Genomic DNA, 17165 nt, shown 5'->3' on the forward strand with positions numbered 1-17165 from the left:
CATGCAAGGTACCGTGTTAGAAAAAATTGTGCAGGACAAAGCGATTTGGGTTGCAGCGCGTCAGCAGCAGCAGCCTCTTTCTACCTTTCAGAACAGCATTGAGCCTGCCAGCCGTCATTTTTATGATGCGCTCCAGGGTGCGCGCACCGCGTTTATCCTCGAGTGTAAGAAAGCATCGCCCTCGAAAGGGATTATCCGCGCCGATTTTGATCCGGCGGCGATTGCCGGGGTTTATCGTCACTACGCTTCGGCAGTGTCGGTGCTGACCGATGAAAAATACTTTCAGGGCGACTTTGCTTTTCTGCCGATCGTCAGTGCCGCTATCACCCAGCCGGTGTTGTGCAAAGACTTTATCATCGACCCGTATCAGATCTATCTGGCACGTTACTATCAGGCAGACGCCATTCTGCTGATGCTGTCGGTGCTGGATGATGAGCAGTATCGTCAGCTGGCCGCCGTCGCCCACAGCCTGAAAATGGGCATCCTGACCGAAGTCAGTAATGAGCAGGAGCTGGAGCGCGCCATTGCGCTGCAGGCCAGAGTGGTCGGGATCAATAACCGCGACCTGCGCGATCTGTCGATCGATCTGAACCGCACCCGCCAGCTGGCCCCACGCCTGTCGCACGGCGTCACGGTGATCAGCGAATCGGGCATCAACAGCTATGCAGACATTCGAGAGCTGAGCCACTTTGCCAACGGCTTCCTGATCGGCTCCGCCCTGATGGAAGAACCCGACCTGACCGCAGCGGTGCGCCGGGTGACGCTGGGGGCCAATAAAGTCTGTGGCCTGACCCGGGCGGAAGACGCGCGTGCCGCCTATGAAGCCGGTGCCCTCTACGGCGGGCTGATCTTTGCCGAAGGTTCGCCGCGTTACATCGAAACTGAAGCCGCCCGTACGCTGATGGCCGCCGCGCCGTTGCGTTACGTTGGCGTGTTCCGCAATAACGCCGTTAGTGACGTTGTCACCAAAGCCACCGCGCTTTCGCTCGCCGCCGTTCAGCTGCACGGCAATGAAAACCCGGATTATGTTAGCGAACTGCGCGCGGCCCTGCCTGCCAGCGTTGAGATCTGGAAAGCGCTGCGCGTTGAAGGCGCGTTACCGGCGCGCAACTGGCCGCACATCGATCGTTACGTGTTTGATAATGGCGACGGCGGAACCGGTCAGCGCTTTGACTGGTCACTGTTACAGGGCCAGACGCTGAACGACGTGCTGCTGGCCGGTGGCCTGAGCGCGGATAACTGTGTTGAAGCAGCGCAGCTGGGCTGTGCCGGCCTTGATTTCAACTCTGGGGTGGAAAGCGCGCCCGGTATCAAAGATGCCCGTAAAATCGCGGCGGTGTTCCAGACACTGCGCGCCTACTGATTTGCCTGGCCTGCTCTACGGCGGGCCCGAAAAAGGAAGCTAAAAATGACGTTACTGAACCCCTACTTTGGCGAATTTGGCGGAATGTATGTTCCGCAGATCCTGATGCCAGCGCTGCGCCAGCTGGAAGAGGCGTTTGTCGACGCGCAGAAAGATCCTGAGTTTCAGGCGGAATTCATGGACCTGCTGAAGAACTATGCCGGTCGTCCTACCGCCCTGACGCTGTGTAAGAACCTGACCAAAGGCACCAAAACCCGACTCTACCTGAAGCGCGAAGATCTGCTGCACGGCGGCGCGCACAAAACCAATCAGGTGCTGGGCCAGGCGCTGCTGGCTAAACGCATGGGCAAGAACGAAATTATCGCAGAAACCGGTGCCGGACAGCACGGTGTCGCCTCTGCGCTGGCCTGCGCGCTGCTGGGAATGAAGTGCCGCATCTACATGGGTGCCAAAGACGTTGAACGTCAGTCTCCCAACGTATTCCGTATGCGTCTGATGGGTGCCGAAGTGATCCCGGTACACAGTGGATCAGCCACGCTGAAGGATGCCTGTAACGAGGCGCTGCGCGACTGGTCTGGCAGCTATGAAACTGCACACTATATGCTGGGCACCGCGGCTGGCCCGCATCCGTTCCCGACCATCGTGCGTGAGTTTCAGCGGATGATCGGCGAAGAGACCAAAAAGCAGATTCTGGAAAAAGAGGGTCGCCTGCCGGACGCGATTATCGCCTGCGTTGGCGGAGGCTCTAACGCCATCGGCATGTTCGCGGACTTTATCGATGAAAGCAGCGTTAAGCTGATTGGCGTTGAGCCAGCGGGACACGGCATTGAAACTGGCGAGCATGGCGCGCCGCTGAAGCATGGCCGCGTTGGTATCTACTTCGGCATGAAAGCTCCGATGATGCAGACTGAGGATGGGCAGATTGAAGAGTCTTACTCGATCTCTGCCGGCCTCGATTTTCCGTCAGTCGGACCGCAGCATGCGCATCTCAACAGCATTGGCCGCGCCGAATATGTTTCGATTACCGATAACGAAGCGCTGTCCGCCTTCAAACAGCTGTGCCGTGCTGAAGGCATCATTCCGGCACTGGAATCATCCCATGCGCTGGCGTACGCCCTGAAGATGATTCAGGCCGAGCCGGAGAAAGAGCAGCTGGTGGTGGTTAACCTTTCTGGCCGCGGCGATAAAGATATTTTCACCGTTCACGACATTCTGACCGCGCAGGGAGAAATCTGATGGAACGTTACGATCAACTGTTTAAACGCCTCTCTGCCCGCAACGAAGGCGCATTTGTGCCTTTCGTGACGCTGGGCGATCCGTCGCCGGAACTCTCGCTGCAGGTGATTGACGCCCTGGTGGAAGGCGGCGCAGATGCGCTGGAATTAGGCATCCCCTTCTCCGATCCGCTGGCCGATGGCCCGACCATTCAGAACGCGACGCTGCGCGCCTTTGCGGCGGGCACCAACACCAGCCAGTGCTTTGAAATGCTGGCGACCATCCGGCGCAAATACCCGGATCTGCCAATCGGTTTACTGATGTATGCCAATCTGGTGTTCACCAACGGCGTGGATGCGTTTTACGCACGTTGTGCTGAAGCCGGTGTCGATTCGGTGCTGGTGGCAGATGTGCCGGTAGAAGAGTCTGCCCCGTTCCGTCAGGCGGCGCTGCGTCATGGTATCGCACCGATTTTCATCTGCCCGCCGAACGCCAGTGATACCCTGCTGCGGGAGATCGCCTCACACGGACGCGGTTATACCTACCTGCTCTCCCGTGCTGGCGTGACCGGCGCTGAAAACCGCGCCAGCCTGCCGCTGCAGCATCTGATCGACAAGCTGCGGGAATACAATGCGGCCCCGCCGCTGCAGGGATTCGGTATCTCTGAACCGTCGCAGGTGAAGGAAGCCATCGCGGCCGGCGCGGCCGGTGCGATCTCTGGCTCCGCCATTGTGCGAATCATTGAAAAAAATCACGCCGAACCGGAGGTGATGCTGCGCGAACTGAAAAATTTCGTCAGCAGCCTCAAAGCCGCCAGCCGTTAATTCTGCCAGCATGCCTTATCAGGTGATAAGGCATGATTTCTTTCCATTTTTTACATCCCGCCATTTGCCCTTTTTGCAAAATCTGCACCACAATGTCAGAGCGCCGTTACGGTAACGTCGCATCCAATTTGTGACAGGGAGAGAAAGCAATGAAATTATTTAAACTGCTGGCGGGTGCGTTGATGGCGGGCGTGGTTGCGCTGACACTGAGCGCCTGTGCGCCAACCGCGACCAAAGAGGGAACCGGTGGCTATATCGACGACACCGTGGTGACCACCAAAGTGAAAGGTGAACTGCTGAAAGATGACTCGCTGAAATCGACTGAAATCAACGTAGAAACCTTTAAAGGTAAAGTTCAGCTGAGCGGTTTTGTCTCATCACCACAGATGGCCAATCGCGCGGTGCAGGTTACGCGCAGCGTGCCAGGCGTGAAATCCGTTGTTAACAATATGCAAATCAAATAATTGCTGCTGTGCTTAACAGAAAGGCCGCGTTAACAGCGGCCTTTTTCTCATCAGAAGCGGTAACCCGCGCCAAAAAAGAAAACCCAGGGATCGATGCGCATATTGATGTTCTGCTGCTCGCCCGCTGCCTTGAACTTCACTTCAGTATCAATATCCATGTACCACACTGACGCATTCAGCATCCAGTCGCGGTTAATCTGGTAATCCAGACCAACCTGTCCCGCTACGCCCCAGGAATCTTTCACGCTCAGATCGCTGAGACCCGCATCACGGCCGGTCTGGTTGAAGTCAGCGTCATAAAAGGTGGTGTAGTTGATACCGACCCCGACATACGGGCGCGCTTTGCTTTGGCTGTCGAAGAAATAGTATTGTGCCATCAGTGTTGGCGGCAGCTGACGTACCGTCGCCAGCGTACCGGTCGGACCCAGCCCCACTTTGTGGCGGAACGGCGTGGCGGCCAGCAGTTCGACCCCGATATTATCGGTCGCCATATAGGTAAAGGTTAGTCCAAGCTGGGTATCGTTACTGGCGCTGAACTCGCCCATCCCGAGCACGTTGTCGGAACCTTCAGTTGGCCGCACCGTGGCGCTGCCGGCGCGCATAAAAAAATCGCCCGCCTGATGTGCCATCGCCAGTTGGGGTAGAGCCAGAGCCAGTAACATTGCGCATTTTGCCAGTTTCATCGTCACTCCTTTGCTAAAGGGAAAAAACTCTCAGGTCATCAATTTTTTGTTAGCAAAGATTTAACGTGATTTACATAAAATTGCACTCTGCCCGGCTGAATTAAATTAATTAAAAAACAATGGGTTGATGTAGATCAATTTTAGCCAGTGCCGTTGCTGAAAAAATCCCCTTGCCGAAATATTTTGCCCGGCTTATTTTGCTGATCCAGATTGTTGATTTTGGTTCGATGCCTCAGGAGTGGCGGGTGATCAAATGAGCGAAACTTCTAATCCTTGTGTCAGCTGTGGCGCCTGCTGCGCCCATTTCCGTGTCTCTTTCTACTGGGCTGAAGCCGATGATGCCGGCGGTCCGGTGCCGACTGAATTAACCGAGCCGCTAAGCCTGCTGATGCGCAATATGCGCGGCACTAACGATCGCGCTCCACGCTGTGTTGCCCTGCAGGGCGAGATTGGTGGCTGCGTCTCGTGTGGAATTTATCAACAACGTCCGACGCCCTGTCGCGAATTTGCGATGTCGGGTGAAGAAGGCGTCGCCAATGAAGCCTGCGATCGCGCCCGCGCCCGCTACGGTCTTCCCGCCCTTTTTCACCCATCTTTACCTGTTATGACAGAAAGTTATGCCGCGGCGGGTGCCCGCGAGCTGCCAGAACATGTACAATCGCCGGGTTAATTAACCCGGTTCCTCCAAGGAGTGTACATGTCTATCACGGCAAGCTCGTTATACCGTGACACTGGAAATTTTGCCCGCCATCAGCTGGTTACTTTACTGTTGATGTCGCTGTTGACCGCTTTCATCACCGTAATGCTGGTACATGTGCTGACCCCAGGCGCCGATCAAATGGCGATCCTGCAGCAGGGTGACGACAGTGCCAGTTCGTTGTTTGAGATGGTGCAGAATATGTCACCTGAACAGCAGCAGGTGTTGCTGCGCGCTTCTGCAGCGGGCACCTTCGCCGCGCTGGTCGGCAATACGCTGTTGCTCGGCGGGATGTTGTGTCTGATACCGATGGTCTCTTCTGGCCAGCGGGTCAGTGCGCTGCGTGCCATTGGCACAGCGGCACCGTTACTGCCGAAGCTGTTACTGCTGACCTTCCTGATTACGCTGGTAGCGCAGCTCGGCTTTATGATTCTGGTGGTGCCCGGTATTCTGCTGACTATTCTGCTGTCACTGGCGCCGGTGATGCTGGCTAGCGAGAAGATCGGCGTGTTCGCTGCGATGCGCGCCAGCATGCGGATGGCCTGGAAGAACGTGAAACTGATCGCGCCAGCCATTATTCTCTGGCTGCTGGCGAAAGTAGTGGTCATGCTGTTTTTCTCCTCGCTGACCGTTCTGCCGATGAATGTCTCCTCGGTGATTTTTACCGCTGCAGGTAATCTGGTTTCGGCCATGTTAATTATCTATCTGTATCGGCTTTATATGCTGTTACGTTGATGGCTGATGCGCCTTCGGGCGCATCCGTCCCCAATTCAGCTCTGACTGGAATGACTATGAAGCAGTTACTCGACTTTCTCCCTTTGGTAGTTTTTTTCATTTTCTACAAGCTGTACGACATCTTTGTTGCCTCTGGCGCGTTGATTGTCGCAACCGGTCTGGCATTAGTCGTCAGCTGGGTGCTCTACCGTAAACTGGAGAAGATGACGATTTTCACCTTTGTGCTGGTGGCGGTATTTGGCACGCTGACGCTGGTTTTCCACAACGATGAGTTTATTAAGTGGAAAGTGACGGTGATCTACAGCCTGTTTGCCGTGGCGCTGCTCTACAGCCAGTGGTTTATGAAACAAACGCTGATCCAGAGCATGCTGGGCAAAGAGTTACAGCTGCCGGACCCAATCTGGCGTCGGCTGAACACCGCCTGGGCGCTGTTTTTCCTGGTCTGCGGTCTGGTCAATATCTATGTCGCCTTTTGGTTATCTCAGGCGTTCTGGGTTAACTTTAAGGTGTTTGGTCTGACCGGCCTCACCCTACTGTTTACCCTGATCAGCGGGCTCTACATCTGGCGACAGATGCCGCAACAACAACAAAAATAATTACGCTGCCCGGTCCTGCCGGGCATTTTTTAGCGATCATCTGCAGAAGAATGAAAGCAATGGACGAAAAACATAAGTTGCCGCAAGGCGAAATGGTGTTACGTACGTTAGCCATGCCAGCAGATACCAACGCCAACGGTGATATTTTTGGCGGCTGGTTGATGTCTCAGATGGATATGGGCGGTGCGATCCTGGCCAAAGAGATTGCCGAAGGCCGGGTGGTTACGGTGCGGGTTGATGGCATGTCATTTATGAAACCGGTGGCGGTGGGTGATGTGGTCAGTTGCCACGCTCGCTGCATCCGCACCGGCAACAGTTCCATGACCATCAATGTCGAGGTGTGGATCAAGAAGGTGTCGTCAGAGCCGATTGGGCAGACCTACTGTGCGACCGATGCGGTATTTATCTACGTCGCGGTCGACAATGACGGTAATTCACGTCCGTTGCCTGCCGGACGGGCCAATCAGCAACCCAGCGATTAGCCGGTCGACTGGCGGTCAGGCAAGGGTGTTACCTGACCGCCAGTTTACTATTCGATACTGGCTCCGCCACTGAGCTTAAACACAACGTTCATGGTCAGACCCTGCCCCGGACGCCCGCTCTGGTAACGCCACTGCTTCATTGCCTGTTTGACAGTACGTTCAAACATATTGCGCGGCTCGGCGGAGAGTATCTGGATGTTATCCACCCGCCCTTCGCTGTCCACATCAAATTTCACCCGCACTCGTCCTTCGACGCGTAATGCTAATGCTCGCGGTGGATAGCCCGGCTTGCTGACGCTCAGCGCTTTTGGCCCATTTGACACCGTCTGACTCGGTGCTGGCGTCGACTTCGGCGCGGCGGTTGGCTTGTTCTGCGTGGCCGGTGCCTCCTGCTTAAACGGATTGGCCTGCGGCTTGCTCTCCTGCCGCGGTTTGACTTCGCGTTTAGGCTGCTCACGCTTGTGTTCCGGCTTCGGCTTAGGTTTGGGCTTCGGTTCCGGCTTAGGAATGGGCACCGGCTCGGGCTTCGGTGGCTCCGGGGCCGGCTGAGGTTCTGGCACCGGTTCAGGTTCTGGCTGCGGTTCTGGCTGTGGGGCGGGTGGCTCAACCACTGCCGGGGCCGGCTCAGGCTGAACTTCAGGAGCGACCATGGTTACGCTGATAGGCTGCGACGCTTTAGGAACTTCGAGTACCTGATGGAATGAGGCGTAAAGAATTCCGGCAATTACGGCACCATGTAAAGCGACAGACAATAACATGGAGACAGGCGTGCGTTTTGGTAATGGCATAGTCAGCGTGGTCATAACGGTCGCGGTCATTGAATGAAGAGCCGATTTTAAATGCAAATAGCAATCAGTTTCAATAACTCCCGCCATCCAGCCGAAAGAAAAGCGTTTTTTAGCCCATTATGCTGAGCACCGAAGTGGTCAGAGGTTTCATTTGCACTCTGATCGGCAATCCCTTAACGTGTTGCGAAATTCTGAAGAGTTAATGGGAGCTCCCAAGTGCTTTACGTCATTTATGCAGAAGACAACGCAGATTCACTGGAAAAACGTAACGCGGTGCGCCCTGCTCATCTGGCTCGGCTGAAACTACTGCATGAAGAAGGACGCCTGATTATTGCGGGTCCGATGCCTGCTGTCGACAGCAACGATCCGGGCGTGGCGGGCTTCACCGGTTCTACCGTGATTGCCGAGTTCCCGTCATTAGAAGCGGCGCAGTCGTGGGCAGAAGATGACCCCTATATTGCTGCTGGCGTCTACAAACAGGTCTCCGTGAAACCGTTTAAACGCGTTTTCTGATCGCGCGTACCAGGTTAAGAAATGGCTTCGGTGCGGCGCACGGAAGCCATTTTTGTTTTGGGTGAAGTAACGATGCAAGTGATGATTCTGGCGCTGCTGGTGCCGATCCTGGCGCTGATTGGGGCCGCACTCTATTTATGGCGGGCCCACGGCTGGCGTAACAAAAAACAGCTGATTGTGATGTGCGTGGTGCTGGCTGCGGCGCTGCAGCTGGTGAACGTAACCCTGCTGTTGACCGCGCAGGCGCGGCTGGCCGGTTAGCCCTCTCGCCCGCAGAATTCAAAAAAACCGCCTTCCTGAACTGCCCGCTGAACCCGGCCCCACAACCGGGTAAGGTGCCGTTTTTATCAATTCATTAAGCCCGCTAAGCTTAATCGAAGACGTTACTGATAATTGCCGTCACCACCGCAGTACTGAGCGCGATCAGCACCAGGTTATCCCCGACAATCTTCCATTGATAACCCGGATAATAGGGCAGGCTGTCCAGCATGGAAGATGGCACCGACCGTTTGGCAATACCGGGTGGCAAAGGTTTACCTCGCGCAAGATTCTTCGCAATACCCGGTGGCAGCGATGAATAACCGGTCAGCCCATGCTGTCTGGCCAGATCGCGGGCGAACGCATAGCCGATCTCGGATTCCGCCCGATAAGGATCGCCGCCCTGCTTCTTTTTACCCTGAGACGAATGATCTTTAGCGTTTTTGCCCTCACCTTTACCACCATGGTCGGCGGAATGTCCATGACCATTACCATTGCCATTACCATTGCCATTGCCCGGATTGGCCAGTAAGACTGGCGAGGTGAACAGCAGACAGCAGGCCAAAGCGATGACGCCACCGTTTGATTTCTTATTCATTGACTGACTCCCAAAGGTATTTCTTCTCAATTTATAGCCGGATCTGAAAAGCAGCAATCTGGCATGCTCTTAAAAAGCACGCTGCAAATATCTTCGATCTGCATCGACTCTCAGCGGTTTAGCGCAGCGTCAGTTTTGGCGCCTGCTGACAGGCGTCTGAACAATCCGCTGGCGTAGCCTGTAAACCACCCAGCAACGCTTAGTCCTGCTAAACAATAGCCGCAGCGATAAATGACAGGTTTTACTATTTTACAGTATGTTATTTAATAAGACTGGCATCTCCACCGCGTCCTGACCGGTATAAATGTAAATTTTTTTGACCAATCAGCCAGCGTGTTCTTGACTGAAAGGACCGTTCAACACAACAGGAGAGGCCGTCATGACCGAATTGCTGCATATCATGTCTGTCAGCGCGATTGTTGCGGGCATCTATTTACTGGATTGACCATGAGCGGATTGTTGCGGGAAAAACAAAAGCCCTGCCGGTCTGGCAGGGCTTCGATCTTCCGTGAAAGATGAATGATTGGACAACGAAAAACGATCACGAAAGATGGCTAATTTCTACAAAAACACTGACACCTTGTCAATATGGCCGACCCGCTTGCGCGGTGCCTGTGGCGTATCTTCCCCGCCAGCGATCGGAGTGTGGTGAGCTGAACTTTCTGCTGAACTATCTGCTGAACTTGTTTCTGCACTTTCCGGTGCTCTTTTCTTAGCACCTGTTCCCCTGCAAACGTCCGCTGTGCAGAGTGCTATAAGCGTGCGGGCAACCCCAGCCACAGCGCAAATGCTATCACCGGCGCATTAATTGCGTTCCAGCAGCAAGCTAATCAGGGCATGGTAATGGTGCTCTTCTTCCGCACTGGTCAAATCCTGTAAGCGGCTAATCAAGCGGGTACAGATCGCCTTACGATTGAGACTGCGTCCTGAACGCATAATCTCGGTTACCACTGACCCCAGAATCGCCTGCTGTGACGGCAGAGCGGCACTGCTAAGATAAGCCGAAATATCTGAAATGGAGGCCGGAATTCGTACGTTGGTTTGCATCGTTAACCCTCATAGAGTTCGTTTAATTTTTCAACCGATGCAGTAAAGCTATACAACTCCAATAAAGTTGTACAGATATTTATGGTATAATTTGCCCTGCAACAGCAACCAATGAAATAAATTACTATCAAACAGTCACTTGCGTTATTGTAAAGTTGTACAGAGTTGGCTGCGTCCGCCAGAGGCGTCGTCCGCACGCAGTTAGCGCATAACCGTCTTCGCGTGGCGCGACACCGACAGTAAAAAACGCGCGATGGATTTTTTTTATCCTGGAGAGGAATTATTATCCATCACTGTCTACATTTATGACTTCTTTATTACACTTCGAAGTTCAGAACGGACGCTACATCACAGTCGCAGGCTCATTATGCATAAAACATATAATATTCAGGGCGCCTCAACTCTGTTCAATCAGCTGTTATTGCGGATGCAGGCGATTGCCGATCCAAAAACAGAAGTGCTGAGCGGCTACCCGGCAAATTGCTCTGCCTGGCTGACCATTTATTATCATCGCAAAACAGATAAGTGGTCTTTTGAATGGTATGACCGTGCCGGTTATCGACGTCCGATGGGCGTGGGCAGCCCGGCCGATTGCCTGATGAGTGAAGTGAAGGATCGCGGCGCGTCGCAACAGGAGCATCTGCAGGCGCGCCACTTTCTGGCGGAGATGGGCTTTTTCGAAGCCTGAGCCGGCATCGGACTGGCGGGAAGGTGCCGGGGATTCTCCCCAGCCGGCTGCCCGGTTGCCCGGTTGCACGCCTGAACCGTCAGAACTGGCGACGGCGATTACATATTTTGCGTAATAAACAGAATGGAGCGACGCTGCTGCTGCGCCAGCTGATGGCGGATGCTGTGGATACGCTTATAACGGCGTGACTGCCCTTCCAGCCAGCGTGAACGGCGGCGGTGCACCTGACGTAACATTCTCCAGCGCGCCACTTCATTTCTGCTTCGTCTCATTACTTCCTCTCTGACATCGAATTCACGCGCACGTATTATAAAGATCTTATCGCCAATGCCAAATCTGATCTGAACAGATGGCGCAGGCCAGGGGGTTTCGCTGACCCGCAACAGCACGTAAACTTGCCAGACGAAAGCGCGAACGGGATGTCCACTTAATGACCACTTTTTACACCCTGATCAGTTGGATGCTGCTGTTTGGCTACTGGCTGCTGATCGCCGGTGTCACCTTGCGAATACTGATGAAGCGCCGCGCCGTCACTTCGGCGATGGCCTGGCTGCTGATTATCTATATTCTGCCGCTGGTGGGTATTATCGCCTACCTCTCCTTTGGCGAACTGCACCTGGGTAAACGGCGTGCCGAACGCGCCCGCACCATGTGGCCATCAACGGCGCGCTGGCTGAACGACCTGAAGCAGTGCCGTGAAATCTTTGCCACTGAACACAGCGACGTTGCGCGCTCGCTGTTCGAGCTTTGTTATCACCGTCAGGGCATCGCCGGCGTCAAAGGCAACCAGCTGCAACTGCTGACCAGCTCGGATGATGTGATGCAGGCGCTGATCCGCGACATCCAGCTGGCGCGTCACAACATCGAGATGGTGTTCTATATCTGGCACCCTGGTGGACTGGCGGATGAAGTGGCAGAGTCGCTGATGGCGGCCTCACGTCGCGGCGTACATTGCCGTTTGCTGCTCGACTCGGCCGGCAGCGTCACCTTCTTCCGCAGCCAGTGGGTGGGCATGATGCGCAATGCCGGTATTGATGTGGTGGAAGCGTTGCAGGTCAGCCTGCTGCGCGTTTTCCTGCGCCGGATGGATCTGCGTCAGCACCGAAAAATCGTGTTAATCGATAACTATATTGCCTACACCGGCAGCATGAATCTGGTGGATCCGCGTTTCTTCAAACAGAACGCCGGGGTCGGACAATGGATCGATCTGATGGCGCGGATGGAAGGTCCGGTGGCCACCGCGATGGGGATTGTCTTCAGCTGCGACTGGGAGATTGAAACCGGTAAACGTATTCTGCCGCCGCCGCCCGACCGCAATATCATGCCGTTTGAGCAGGAGAGCGGCCACACGGTGCAGGTTATCGCCTCGGGTCCTGGCTTTCCGGAAGATATGATCCATCAGGCGCTGCTGACGGCGGTCTATTCCGCCCGTGAACAGCTGATCATGACCACGCCCTACTTCGTGCCAAGCGACGATCTGCTGCATGCCATCTGCACCGCGGCGCAGCGCGGCGTGAATGTCAGCATTATTGTCCCGCGCCATAACGACTCCTTGCTGGTGGGCTGGGCCAGCCGGGCGTTTTTCAGTGAGCTGCTGGAGGCGGGCGTTAAAATTTACCAGTTTGAAGATGGCCTGCTGCATACCAAAAGCGTTCTGGTTGATGGACAGCTCAGCCTGGTCGGCACGGTAAATCTTGATATGCGCAGCCTGTGGCTCAATTTTGAGATTACACTGGTGGTAGACGATGCCGGATTTGGCAGCGATCTGGCCTGCGTGCAGGATGACTATATTGCCCGCTCACGCCTGCTGGACGGTAAGCGCTGGTCAAAACGTGCCTGGTGGCAACGCATCGTCGAACGACTGTTTTACTTCTTTAGCCCTTTACTGTAAAACGAGCCAAATTGTGTAAACGCCCGCAGGGCAGACAGGACAGACCATGGATTTAAATAATCGCCTTACTGAAGACGAAACGCTGGAACAGGCTTACGATATTTTTCTTGAGCTGGCAGGCGATAATCTCGATCCGGCAGACATCATCCTTTTTAATCTGCAGTTCGAAGAACGCGGCGGCGCCGAGCTGTTCGATCCTTCTGATGACTGGCAGGAACATGTTGATTTCGATCTGAATCCTGACTTTTTCGCGGAAGTGGTGATTGGGCTGGGTGAAGCGGATGGTGAACCGATTACCGACGTCTTTGCACGCGTCCTGCTGTGCCGTGAAAAAGACCACAAGCTGTGTCATATCCTGTGGCGTGAATAGCCGTCGCCGCGATAAAAAACGCCGGGCCTCTGCCCGGCGTTTTGCATTATAACGGATCGACCTTCAGGCAGGAGACCGCATGGCGGAAACTGCCTTCCAGCAGCGGCCGGGTTTTAGCGCACTCCGGTCCGGCAATCGGGCAGCGGGTGCGGAACACGCAGCCGGACGGCGGATTGATCGGAGACGGTAACTCGCCTTCCAGCAGCTGAATCTGCTTGTTCTTTTCCAGATCCGGATCGGGAATCGGCACCGCTGACATCAGCGCTTTGGTGTACGGATGCTGCGGATTGCTGTAGACCTCGCTGTAGGTGCCCAACTCGACCGCATGACCGAGGTACATCACCAGCACCCGATCGGAGATGTGTTTCACCACCGCCAGATCGTGGGCGATAAAGATCAGCGACAGCCCCATTTCGCGCTGCAACTGCTGCAACAGGTTTACCACCTGCGCCTGAATCGAGACGTCAAGGGCGGAGACCGGTTCATCACAGATAATCAGCTTAGGCTCGAGGATCAGCGCACGCGCGATACCGATACGCTGGCACTGGCCGCCAGAGAACTCATGCGGATAGCGGTTGATCAGGTTCGGCAGCAGGCCGACCTTCATCATCATATTTTTGACGCGATCTTTGACTTCCTGACGCGCCATTTTCGGATGATAAGTGCGCAACGGTTCGGCAATGATATCGCCGATGGTCATACGCGGATTGAGCGAAGCCAGCGGATCCTGAAAGATCATCTGGATGTCACTGCGCGCCTTGCGCCACTCCTCTTCACTCTGCCCCAGCAGATCGCGCCCCAGCCACGCCACCCGACCTTCGGTGGCTTTCACCAGGCCGATGATCGCCCGGGCCAGCGTCGATTTGCCGCAGCCCGATTCGCCGACCACGCCCAGCGTCTCCCCTTCGTACAGGCGCAGGCTGACGCCATCCACCGCTTTCAGGGTCTTTGACGGCTGCCAGAACCACTGCTTGCCATCTTTGATATCGAAATGCACCTTGAGGTCGGCGATTTCCAGTAACACTCTTTTTTCGGCTACGGCGCTCATACTAATTCCTCCACCGGCTTAAAGCAGGCACGTAAACGCCCATCCCCGAACGGTTCCAGCGGCGGCGCTTTGGCACAGATATCCATCGCATGTGGACAACGCGGCTGGAACGGGCAGCCCGCCGGCAGACGCAGCAGGTTAGGCGGATTGCCGGGAATGGTGGTCAGGCTCTCGCCTTCAGCATCCAGACGCGGCACCGCATTCAGCAGGCCGATTGAATACGGGTGTGCCGGCTGATAGAAAACGTCACGGGCGCGGCCATATTCCATGGTGCGTCCGGCATACATCACCAGCACTTTGTCGCAGATCCCGGCGACGACGCCCAGATCGTGGGTGATCATAATAATGGCGGTGTTGAATTCGCGTTTGAGATCGTTGAGCAGCGTCATAATCTGCGCCTGCACCGTCACGTCGAGCGCCGTGGTCGGCTCATCAGCAATCAGCAGTTTTGGCCGGCACAGCAGCGCCATGGCGATCATCACACGCTGCCGCATCCCGCCGGAGAACTCATGCGGATACATTCTCATCCGCTTGCGCGCTTCAGGCATTTTCACCGCGTCCAGCATCCTGACCGACTCTTCGAAGGCCTGGGCGCTGTTCATGCCCTTGTGCAGCTTCAGCACTTCCATTAACTGTTCGCCGACCCGCATGTAGGGGTTAAGCGAGGTCATCGGGTCCTGGAAGATCATGGCAATCTGCTCGGCGCGCAGCCGGTTAAGCTGGTGCTCGGGCAGGTTGAGGATCTCCTTGCCGTTGAACAGTGCCGAGCCGCCGATACGGCCATTTTTTGCCAGCAGCCCCATCAGGGCGAAGGCGGTCTGTGATTTGCCGGAACCGGATTCGCCTACAATACCCAGCGTCTCACCGGCGCGCAGCGAAAAGTTAAGATCGTTCACGGCCGTCACATCGCCGTCGTGAGTGCCGAAGGTGACGCGCAAATCCTTCACCTGCAGTAACTGTTCGCTTCCCGCGCGGGCCGCCATTGCTGGCTGGAATTCATGAATGGTCATCGGGAAACTCCTTAACGATCTTTCGGGTCGAGGGCATCACGCAGGCCATCGCCGATAAAGTTGAAACAGAACAGCGTGACCACCAGAAAACCCGCCGGATAGAGCAGCAACCACGGCGACACTTCCATCGAGTTCGCCCCATCGCTCAGCAGCGCGCCCCAGCTGCTGAGCGGCTCCTGCGTCCCGAGGCCAAGGAAGCTCAAAAAGGATTCAAACAGGATCATGCTGGGCACCAGCAGGGAGGCGTAAACCACCACCACGCCCAGCACGTTCGGCACAATGTGACGCACCACGATCTTCCAGGTGGAAACGCCGCCAACGTGAGCGGCTTCAATAAACTCTTTGCGCTTCAGGCTCAGGGTTTGTCCACGCACGATACGCGCCATATCCAGCCACGACACCATGCCGATGGCGGCAAAGATCAGCAGGATATTACGGCCAAAGAAGGTCACCAGCAGAATGACGAAGAACATAAACGGGAACGAGTTGAGGATTTCCAGAATACGCATCATCACCGAGTCGGTTTTGCCGCCGAGGTAACCGGCAACGGAACCGTACAGGGTACCGACGATCACCGCAATCAACGCGGAAGCCACACCCACCATCAGTGAAATCCGGCCGCCAATTGCCACCCTCACCAGCAGATCGCGCCCCGACGAGTCGGTGCCAAACCAGTGGCCGGAGGTGGTATCCGGCGCAGAGGACATCATGCCCCAGTCGGTATCGTCATAGGTGAACTGCGACAGCATCGGCGCAACAATCACAAACAGCGTAATCAGCAGCAGCACCAGCAGGCTGAATGAGGCTGCACGGTTATGAATAAAACGACGGCGGGCGTCCTGCCACAAACTGCGCCCTTCCACTTCCAGCTTCTCACTGAACGCATCCAGAGCTTCGCTGTTTTTCTTACTTAACATCATGGCGAACTCCGCAATCAGTAACGAATTTTCGGATCGATAACGGCATACAGCACGTCAACAACCGCGTTAAACAGAATGGTTAACAAACCCACCAGAATGGTCAGGCTCATCACCAGCGAGTAGTCACGGTTCAGAGCGCCGTTAACAAACAGCTGACCGATACCCGGCAGGCCGTAGATCGACTCAATCACCATTGAGCCGGTGATGATGCCGACAAACGCCGGCCCCATATAGGAGATCACCGGCAGCAGCGCCGGCTTTAGCGCATGGCGCAGCACGATACGGCGCAATGGCAGCCCTTTGGCACGCGCGGTGCGGATAAAGTTGGAGTGCATGACTTCAATCATCGATCCGCGGGTGATACGCGCGATACTGGCGATATAGGCCAGCGACAGCGCCACCATCGGCAGCAGCATGTAGTTCCACTGCCCGCCATTCCAGCCGCCGCCGGGTAGCCATTTCAGCGTAATGGCGAATACCAGAACCAGCAGCGGTGCGACCACGAAACTCGGTATCACCACGCCGGTCATTGCCACCCCCATTACCGCGAAATCCCACAAACTGTTCTGCTTAAGCGCGGCGATCACCCCAGCAGCCACGCCGAGTACCACCGCCAGCAGAAAGGCGGCCAGCCCGAGTTTGGCTGAAACCGGGAACGCATGGCCAACCAGATAGTTAACCGAATAATCTTTATATTTAAATGAGGGGCCGAAATCGCCGTGCGCCAGCTGCACCAGGTAATCGACATACTGCTTACCAATCGGGTCGTTGAGGTGATATTTCGCCTCAATGTTGGCCATGACTTCCGGCGCCAGGGTGCGCTCGCCGGTAAACGGACTGCCGGGTGCCAGTCGCATCATAAAGAAGGAGATGGTAATCAGGACGAACAGCGTCGGGACCGCTTCAAGCAAGCGACGCAGGATGAATTTTAACATTGCCGTACCTACCAGGCTGTTGCTTCACAACAAATAAATA

Annotated in this window: 22 protein-coding genes; 13 read left to right on the forward strand and 9 right to left on the reverse strand. The window is 55.5% G+C overall.

Annotated elements, in window-relative coordinates:
* The first annotated feature begins 1 nt into the window (after position 1).
* The 4 genes from trpCF to AC6I8D_RS11070 all read left to right on the forward strand — a co-directional run bounded on the left by trpCF (position 2) and on the right by AC6I8D_RS11070 (position 3866).
* Positions 2-1363 (forward strand): bifunctional indole-3-glycerol-phosphate synthase TrpC/phosphoribosylanthranilate isomerase TrpF, encoded by a 1362-nt coding sequence (trpCF, locus tag AC6I8D_RS11055; RefSeq protein WP_497820204.1) that lies wholly within the window; start codon positions 2-4, stop codon positions 1361-1363.
* A gap of 45 nt (positions 1364-1408) precedes the next feature.
* On the forward strand, positions 1409-2599 hold the full coding sequence (gene trpB, locus AC6I8D_RS11060; RefSeq protein WP_312054433.1) for a tryptophan synthase subunit beta: 1191 nt from the start codon (positions 1409-1411) through the stop codon (positions 2597-2599).
* Complete coding sequence (trpA, locus tag AC6I8D_RS11065; RefSeq protein ID WP_312054432.1) at positions 2599-3402, forward strand: tryptophan synthase subunit alpha; 804 nt, start codon at positions 2599-2601, stop codon at positions 3400-3402. Before trpB ends, trpA begins: the two co-directional genes overlap by 1 nt.
* 149 nt (positions 3403-3551) lie before the next feature.
* Complete coding sequence (locus tag AC6I8D_RS11070; protein ID WP_031374566.1) at positions 3552-3866, forward strand: BON domain-containing protein; 315 nt, start codon at positions 3552-3554, stop codon at positions 3864-3866.
* 50 nt (positions 3867-3916) lie between these two features.
* Here AC6I8D_RS11070 and ompW read toward each other — a convergent pair whose 3' ends face one another.
* Positions 3917-4549 (reverse strand): outer membrane protein OmpW, encoded by a 633-nt coding sequence (gene ompW, locus AC6I8D_RS11075; protein ID WP_312057151.1) that lies wholly within the window; start codon positions 4547-4549, stop codon positions 3917-3919.
* Positions 4550-4802: 253 nt separating this feature from the next.
* Between ompW and AC6I8D_RS11080 the strand changes: the two genes are divergently transcribed.
* Genes AC6I8D_RS11080 through yciA form a run of 4 tightly spaced genes read left to right on the forward strand, consistent with a single transcriptional unit; the run spans position 4803 to position 7059 of the window.
* The gene (locus AC6I8D_RS11080; protein ID WP_312057150.1) at positions 4803-5219 is read left to right on the forward strand and encodes a YkgJ family cysteine cluster protein; all 417 of its coding nucleotides are present in this window, start codon (positions 4803-4805) and stop codon (positions 5217-5219) included.
* 27 nt (positions 5220-5246) lie between these two features.
* On the forward strand, positions 5247-5981 hold the full coding sequence (locus AC6I8D_RS11085) for a YciC family protein (RefSeq protein ID WP_031374569.1): 735 nt from the start codon (positions 5247-5249) through the stop codon (positions 5979-5981).
* A gap of 56 nt (positions 5982-6037) precedes the next feature.
* Positions 6038-6577, forward strand: coding sequence for a septation protein A (locus tag AC6I8D_RS11090; protein ID WP_312057148.1), 540 nt, complete (start codon positions 6038-6040; stop codon positions 6575-6577).
* Between the two features lie 59 nt (positions 6578-6636).
* Entirely contained in the window at positions 6637-7059 is a 423-nt protein-coding gene (gene yciA / locus AC6I8D_RS11095; RefSeq protein WP_497820205.1) for an acyl-CoA thioester hydrolase YciA, read from the forward strand.
* 47 nt (positions 7060-7106) lie between these two features.
* On the opposite strand, the gene tonB is transcribed toward yciA, so the two are convergent.
* Positions 7107-7862 carry a TonB system transport protein TonB gene (gene tonB, locus AC6I8D_RS11100; protein ID WP_312057145.1) on the reverse strand — a complete coding sequence of 252 codons (756 nt, stop codon included), beginning with the start codon at positions 7860-7862 and terminating at the stop codon, positions 7107-7109.
* A gap of 201 nt (positions 7863-8063) precedes the next feature.
* Between tonB and AC6I8D_RS11105 the strand changes: the two genes are divergently transcribed.
* Entirely contained in the window at positions 8064-8360 is a 297-nt protein-coding gene (locus AC6I8D_RS11105; protein WP_312057144.1) for a YciI family protein, read from the forward strand.
* A gap of 72 nt (positions 8361-8432) precedes the next feature.
* Positions 8433-8621 (forward strand): hypothetical protein, encoded by a 189-nt coding sequence (locus tag AC6I8D_RS11110; protein WP_312057143.1) that lies wholly within the window; start codon positions 8433-8435, stop codon positions 8619-8621.
* A gap of 109 nt (positions 8622-8730) precedes the next feature.
* Here the strand turns inward: AC6I8D_RS11110 and AC6I8D_RS11115 are convergent, their stop codons facing one another.
* Entirely contained in the window at positions 8731-9216 is a 486-nt protein-coding gene (locus tag AC6I8D_RS11115; protein ID WP_497820206.1) for an anti-virulence regulator CigR family protein, read from the reverse strand.
* An 804-nt stretch (positions 9217-10020) separates the two neighbouring features.
* Positions 10021-10263 (reverse strand): regulatory protein YcgZ, encoded by a 243-nt coding sequence (gene ycgZ / locus AC6I8D_RS11120; protein WP_497820207.1) that lies wholly within the window; start codon positions 10261-10263, stop codon positions 10021-10023.
* Positions 10264-10630: 367 nt separating this feature from the next.
* Between ycgZ and AC6I8D_RS11125 the strand changes: the two genes are divergently transcribed.
* Positions 10631-10951 carry a hypothetical protein gene (locus AC6I8D_RS11125; RefSeq protein ID WP_497820208.1) on the forward strand — a complete coding sequence of 107 codons (321 nt, stop codon included), beginning with the start codon at positions 10631-10633 and terminating at the stop codon, positions 10949-10951.
* Between the two features lie 98 nt (positions 10952-11049).
* Here AC6I8D_RS11125 and AC6I8D_RS11130 read toward each other — a convergent pair whose 3' ends face one another.
* Entirely contained in the window at positions 11050-11223 is a 174-nt protein-coding gene (locus AC6I8D_RS11130; protein WP_143807309.1) for a YciY family protein, read from the reverse strand.
* 158 nt (positions 11224-11381) lie between these two features.
* Between AC6I8D_RS11130 and cls the strand changes: the two genes are divergently transcribed.
* Complete coding sequence (gene cls / locus AC6I8D_RS11135; protein ID WP_497820209.1) at positions 11382-12842, forward strand: cardiolipin synthase; 1461 nt, start codon at positions 11382-11384, stop codon at positions 12840-12842.
* Positions 12843-12888: 46 nt separating this feature from the next.
* Positions 12889-13212: an HI1450 family dsDNA-mimic protein gene (locus AC6I8D_RS11140; protein ID WP_031374578.1), complete on the forward strand. Its 324-nt coding sequence runs from the start codon at positions 12889-12891 to the stop codon at positions 13210-13212.
* Positions 13213-13258: 46 nt separating this feature from the next.
* On the opposite strand, the gene oppF is transcribed toward AC6I8D_RS11140, so the two are convergent.
* The 4 genes from oppF to oppB are packed head-to-tail and all read right to left on the reverse strand — an operon-like array spanning position 13259 to position 17125.
* A complete protein-coding gene (gene oppF, locus AC6I8D_RS11145) occupies positions 13259-14260 on the reverse strand; it encodes a murein tripeptide/oligopeptide ABC transporter ATP binding protein OppF (protein WP_233988032.1) in 1002 nt (333 codons plus the stop codon).
* The gene (locus tag AC6I8D_RS11150; RefSeq protein ID WP_312057134.1) at positions 14257-15270 is read right to left on the reverse strand and encodes an ABC transporter ATP-binding protein; all 1014 of its coding nucleotides are present in this window, start codon (positions 15268-15270) and stop codon (positions 14257-14259) included. The genes oppF and AC6I8D_RS11150 overlap by 4 nt, the downstream gene beginning before the upstream one ends.
* An 11-nt stretch (positions 15271-15281) precedes the next feature.
* A complete protein-coding gene (gene oppC / locus AC6I8D_RS11155) occupies positions 15282-16190 on the reverse strand; it encodes an oligopeptide ABC transporter permease OppC (RefSeq protein WP_312057133.1) in 909 nt (302 codons plus the stop codon).
* 14 nt (positions 16191-16204) lie between these two features.
* Positions 16205-17125 carry an oligopeptide ABC transporter permease OppB gene (oppB, locus tag AC6I8D_RS11160; protein WP_312057132.1) on the reverse strand — a complete coding sequence of 307 codons (921 nt, stop codon included), beginning with the start codon at positions 17123-17125 and terminating at the stop codon, positions 16205-16207.
* Positions 17126-17165: the final 40 nt, after the last annotated feature.

The sequence above is a fragment of the Pantoea sp. X-Soil-MYKO-1785 genome, assembly GCF_059730675.1.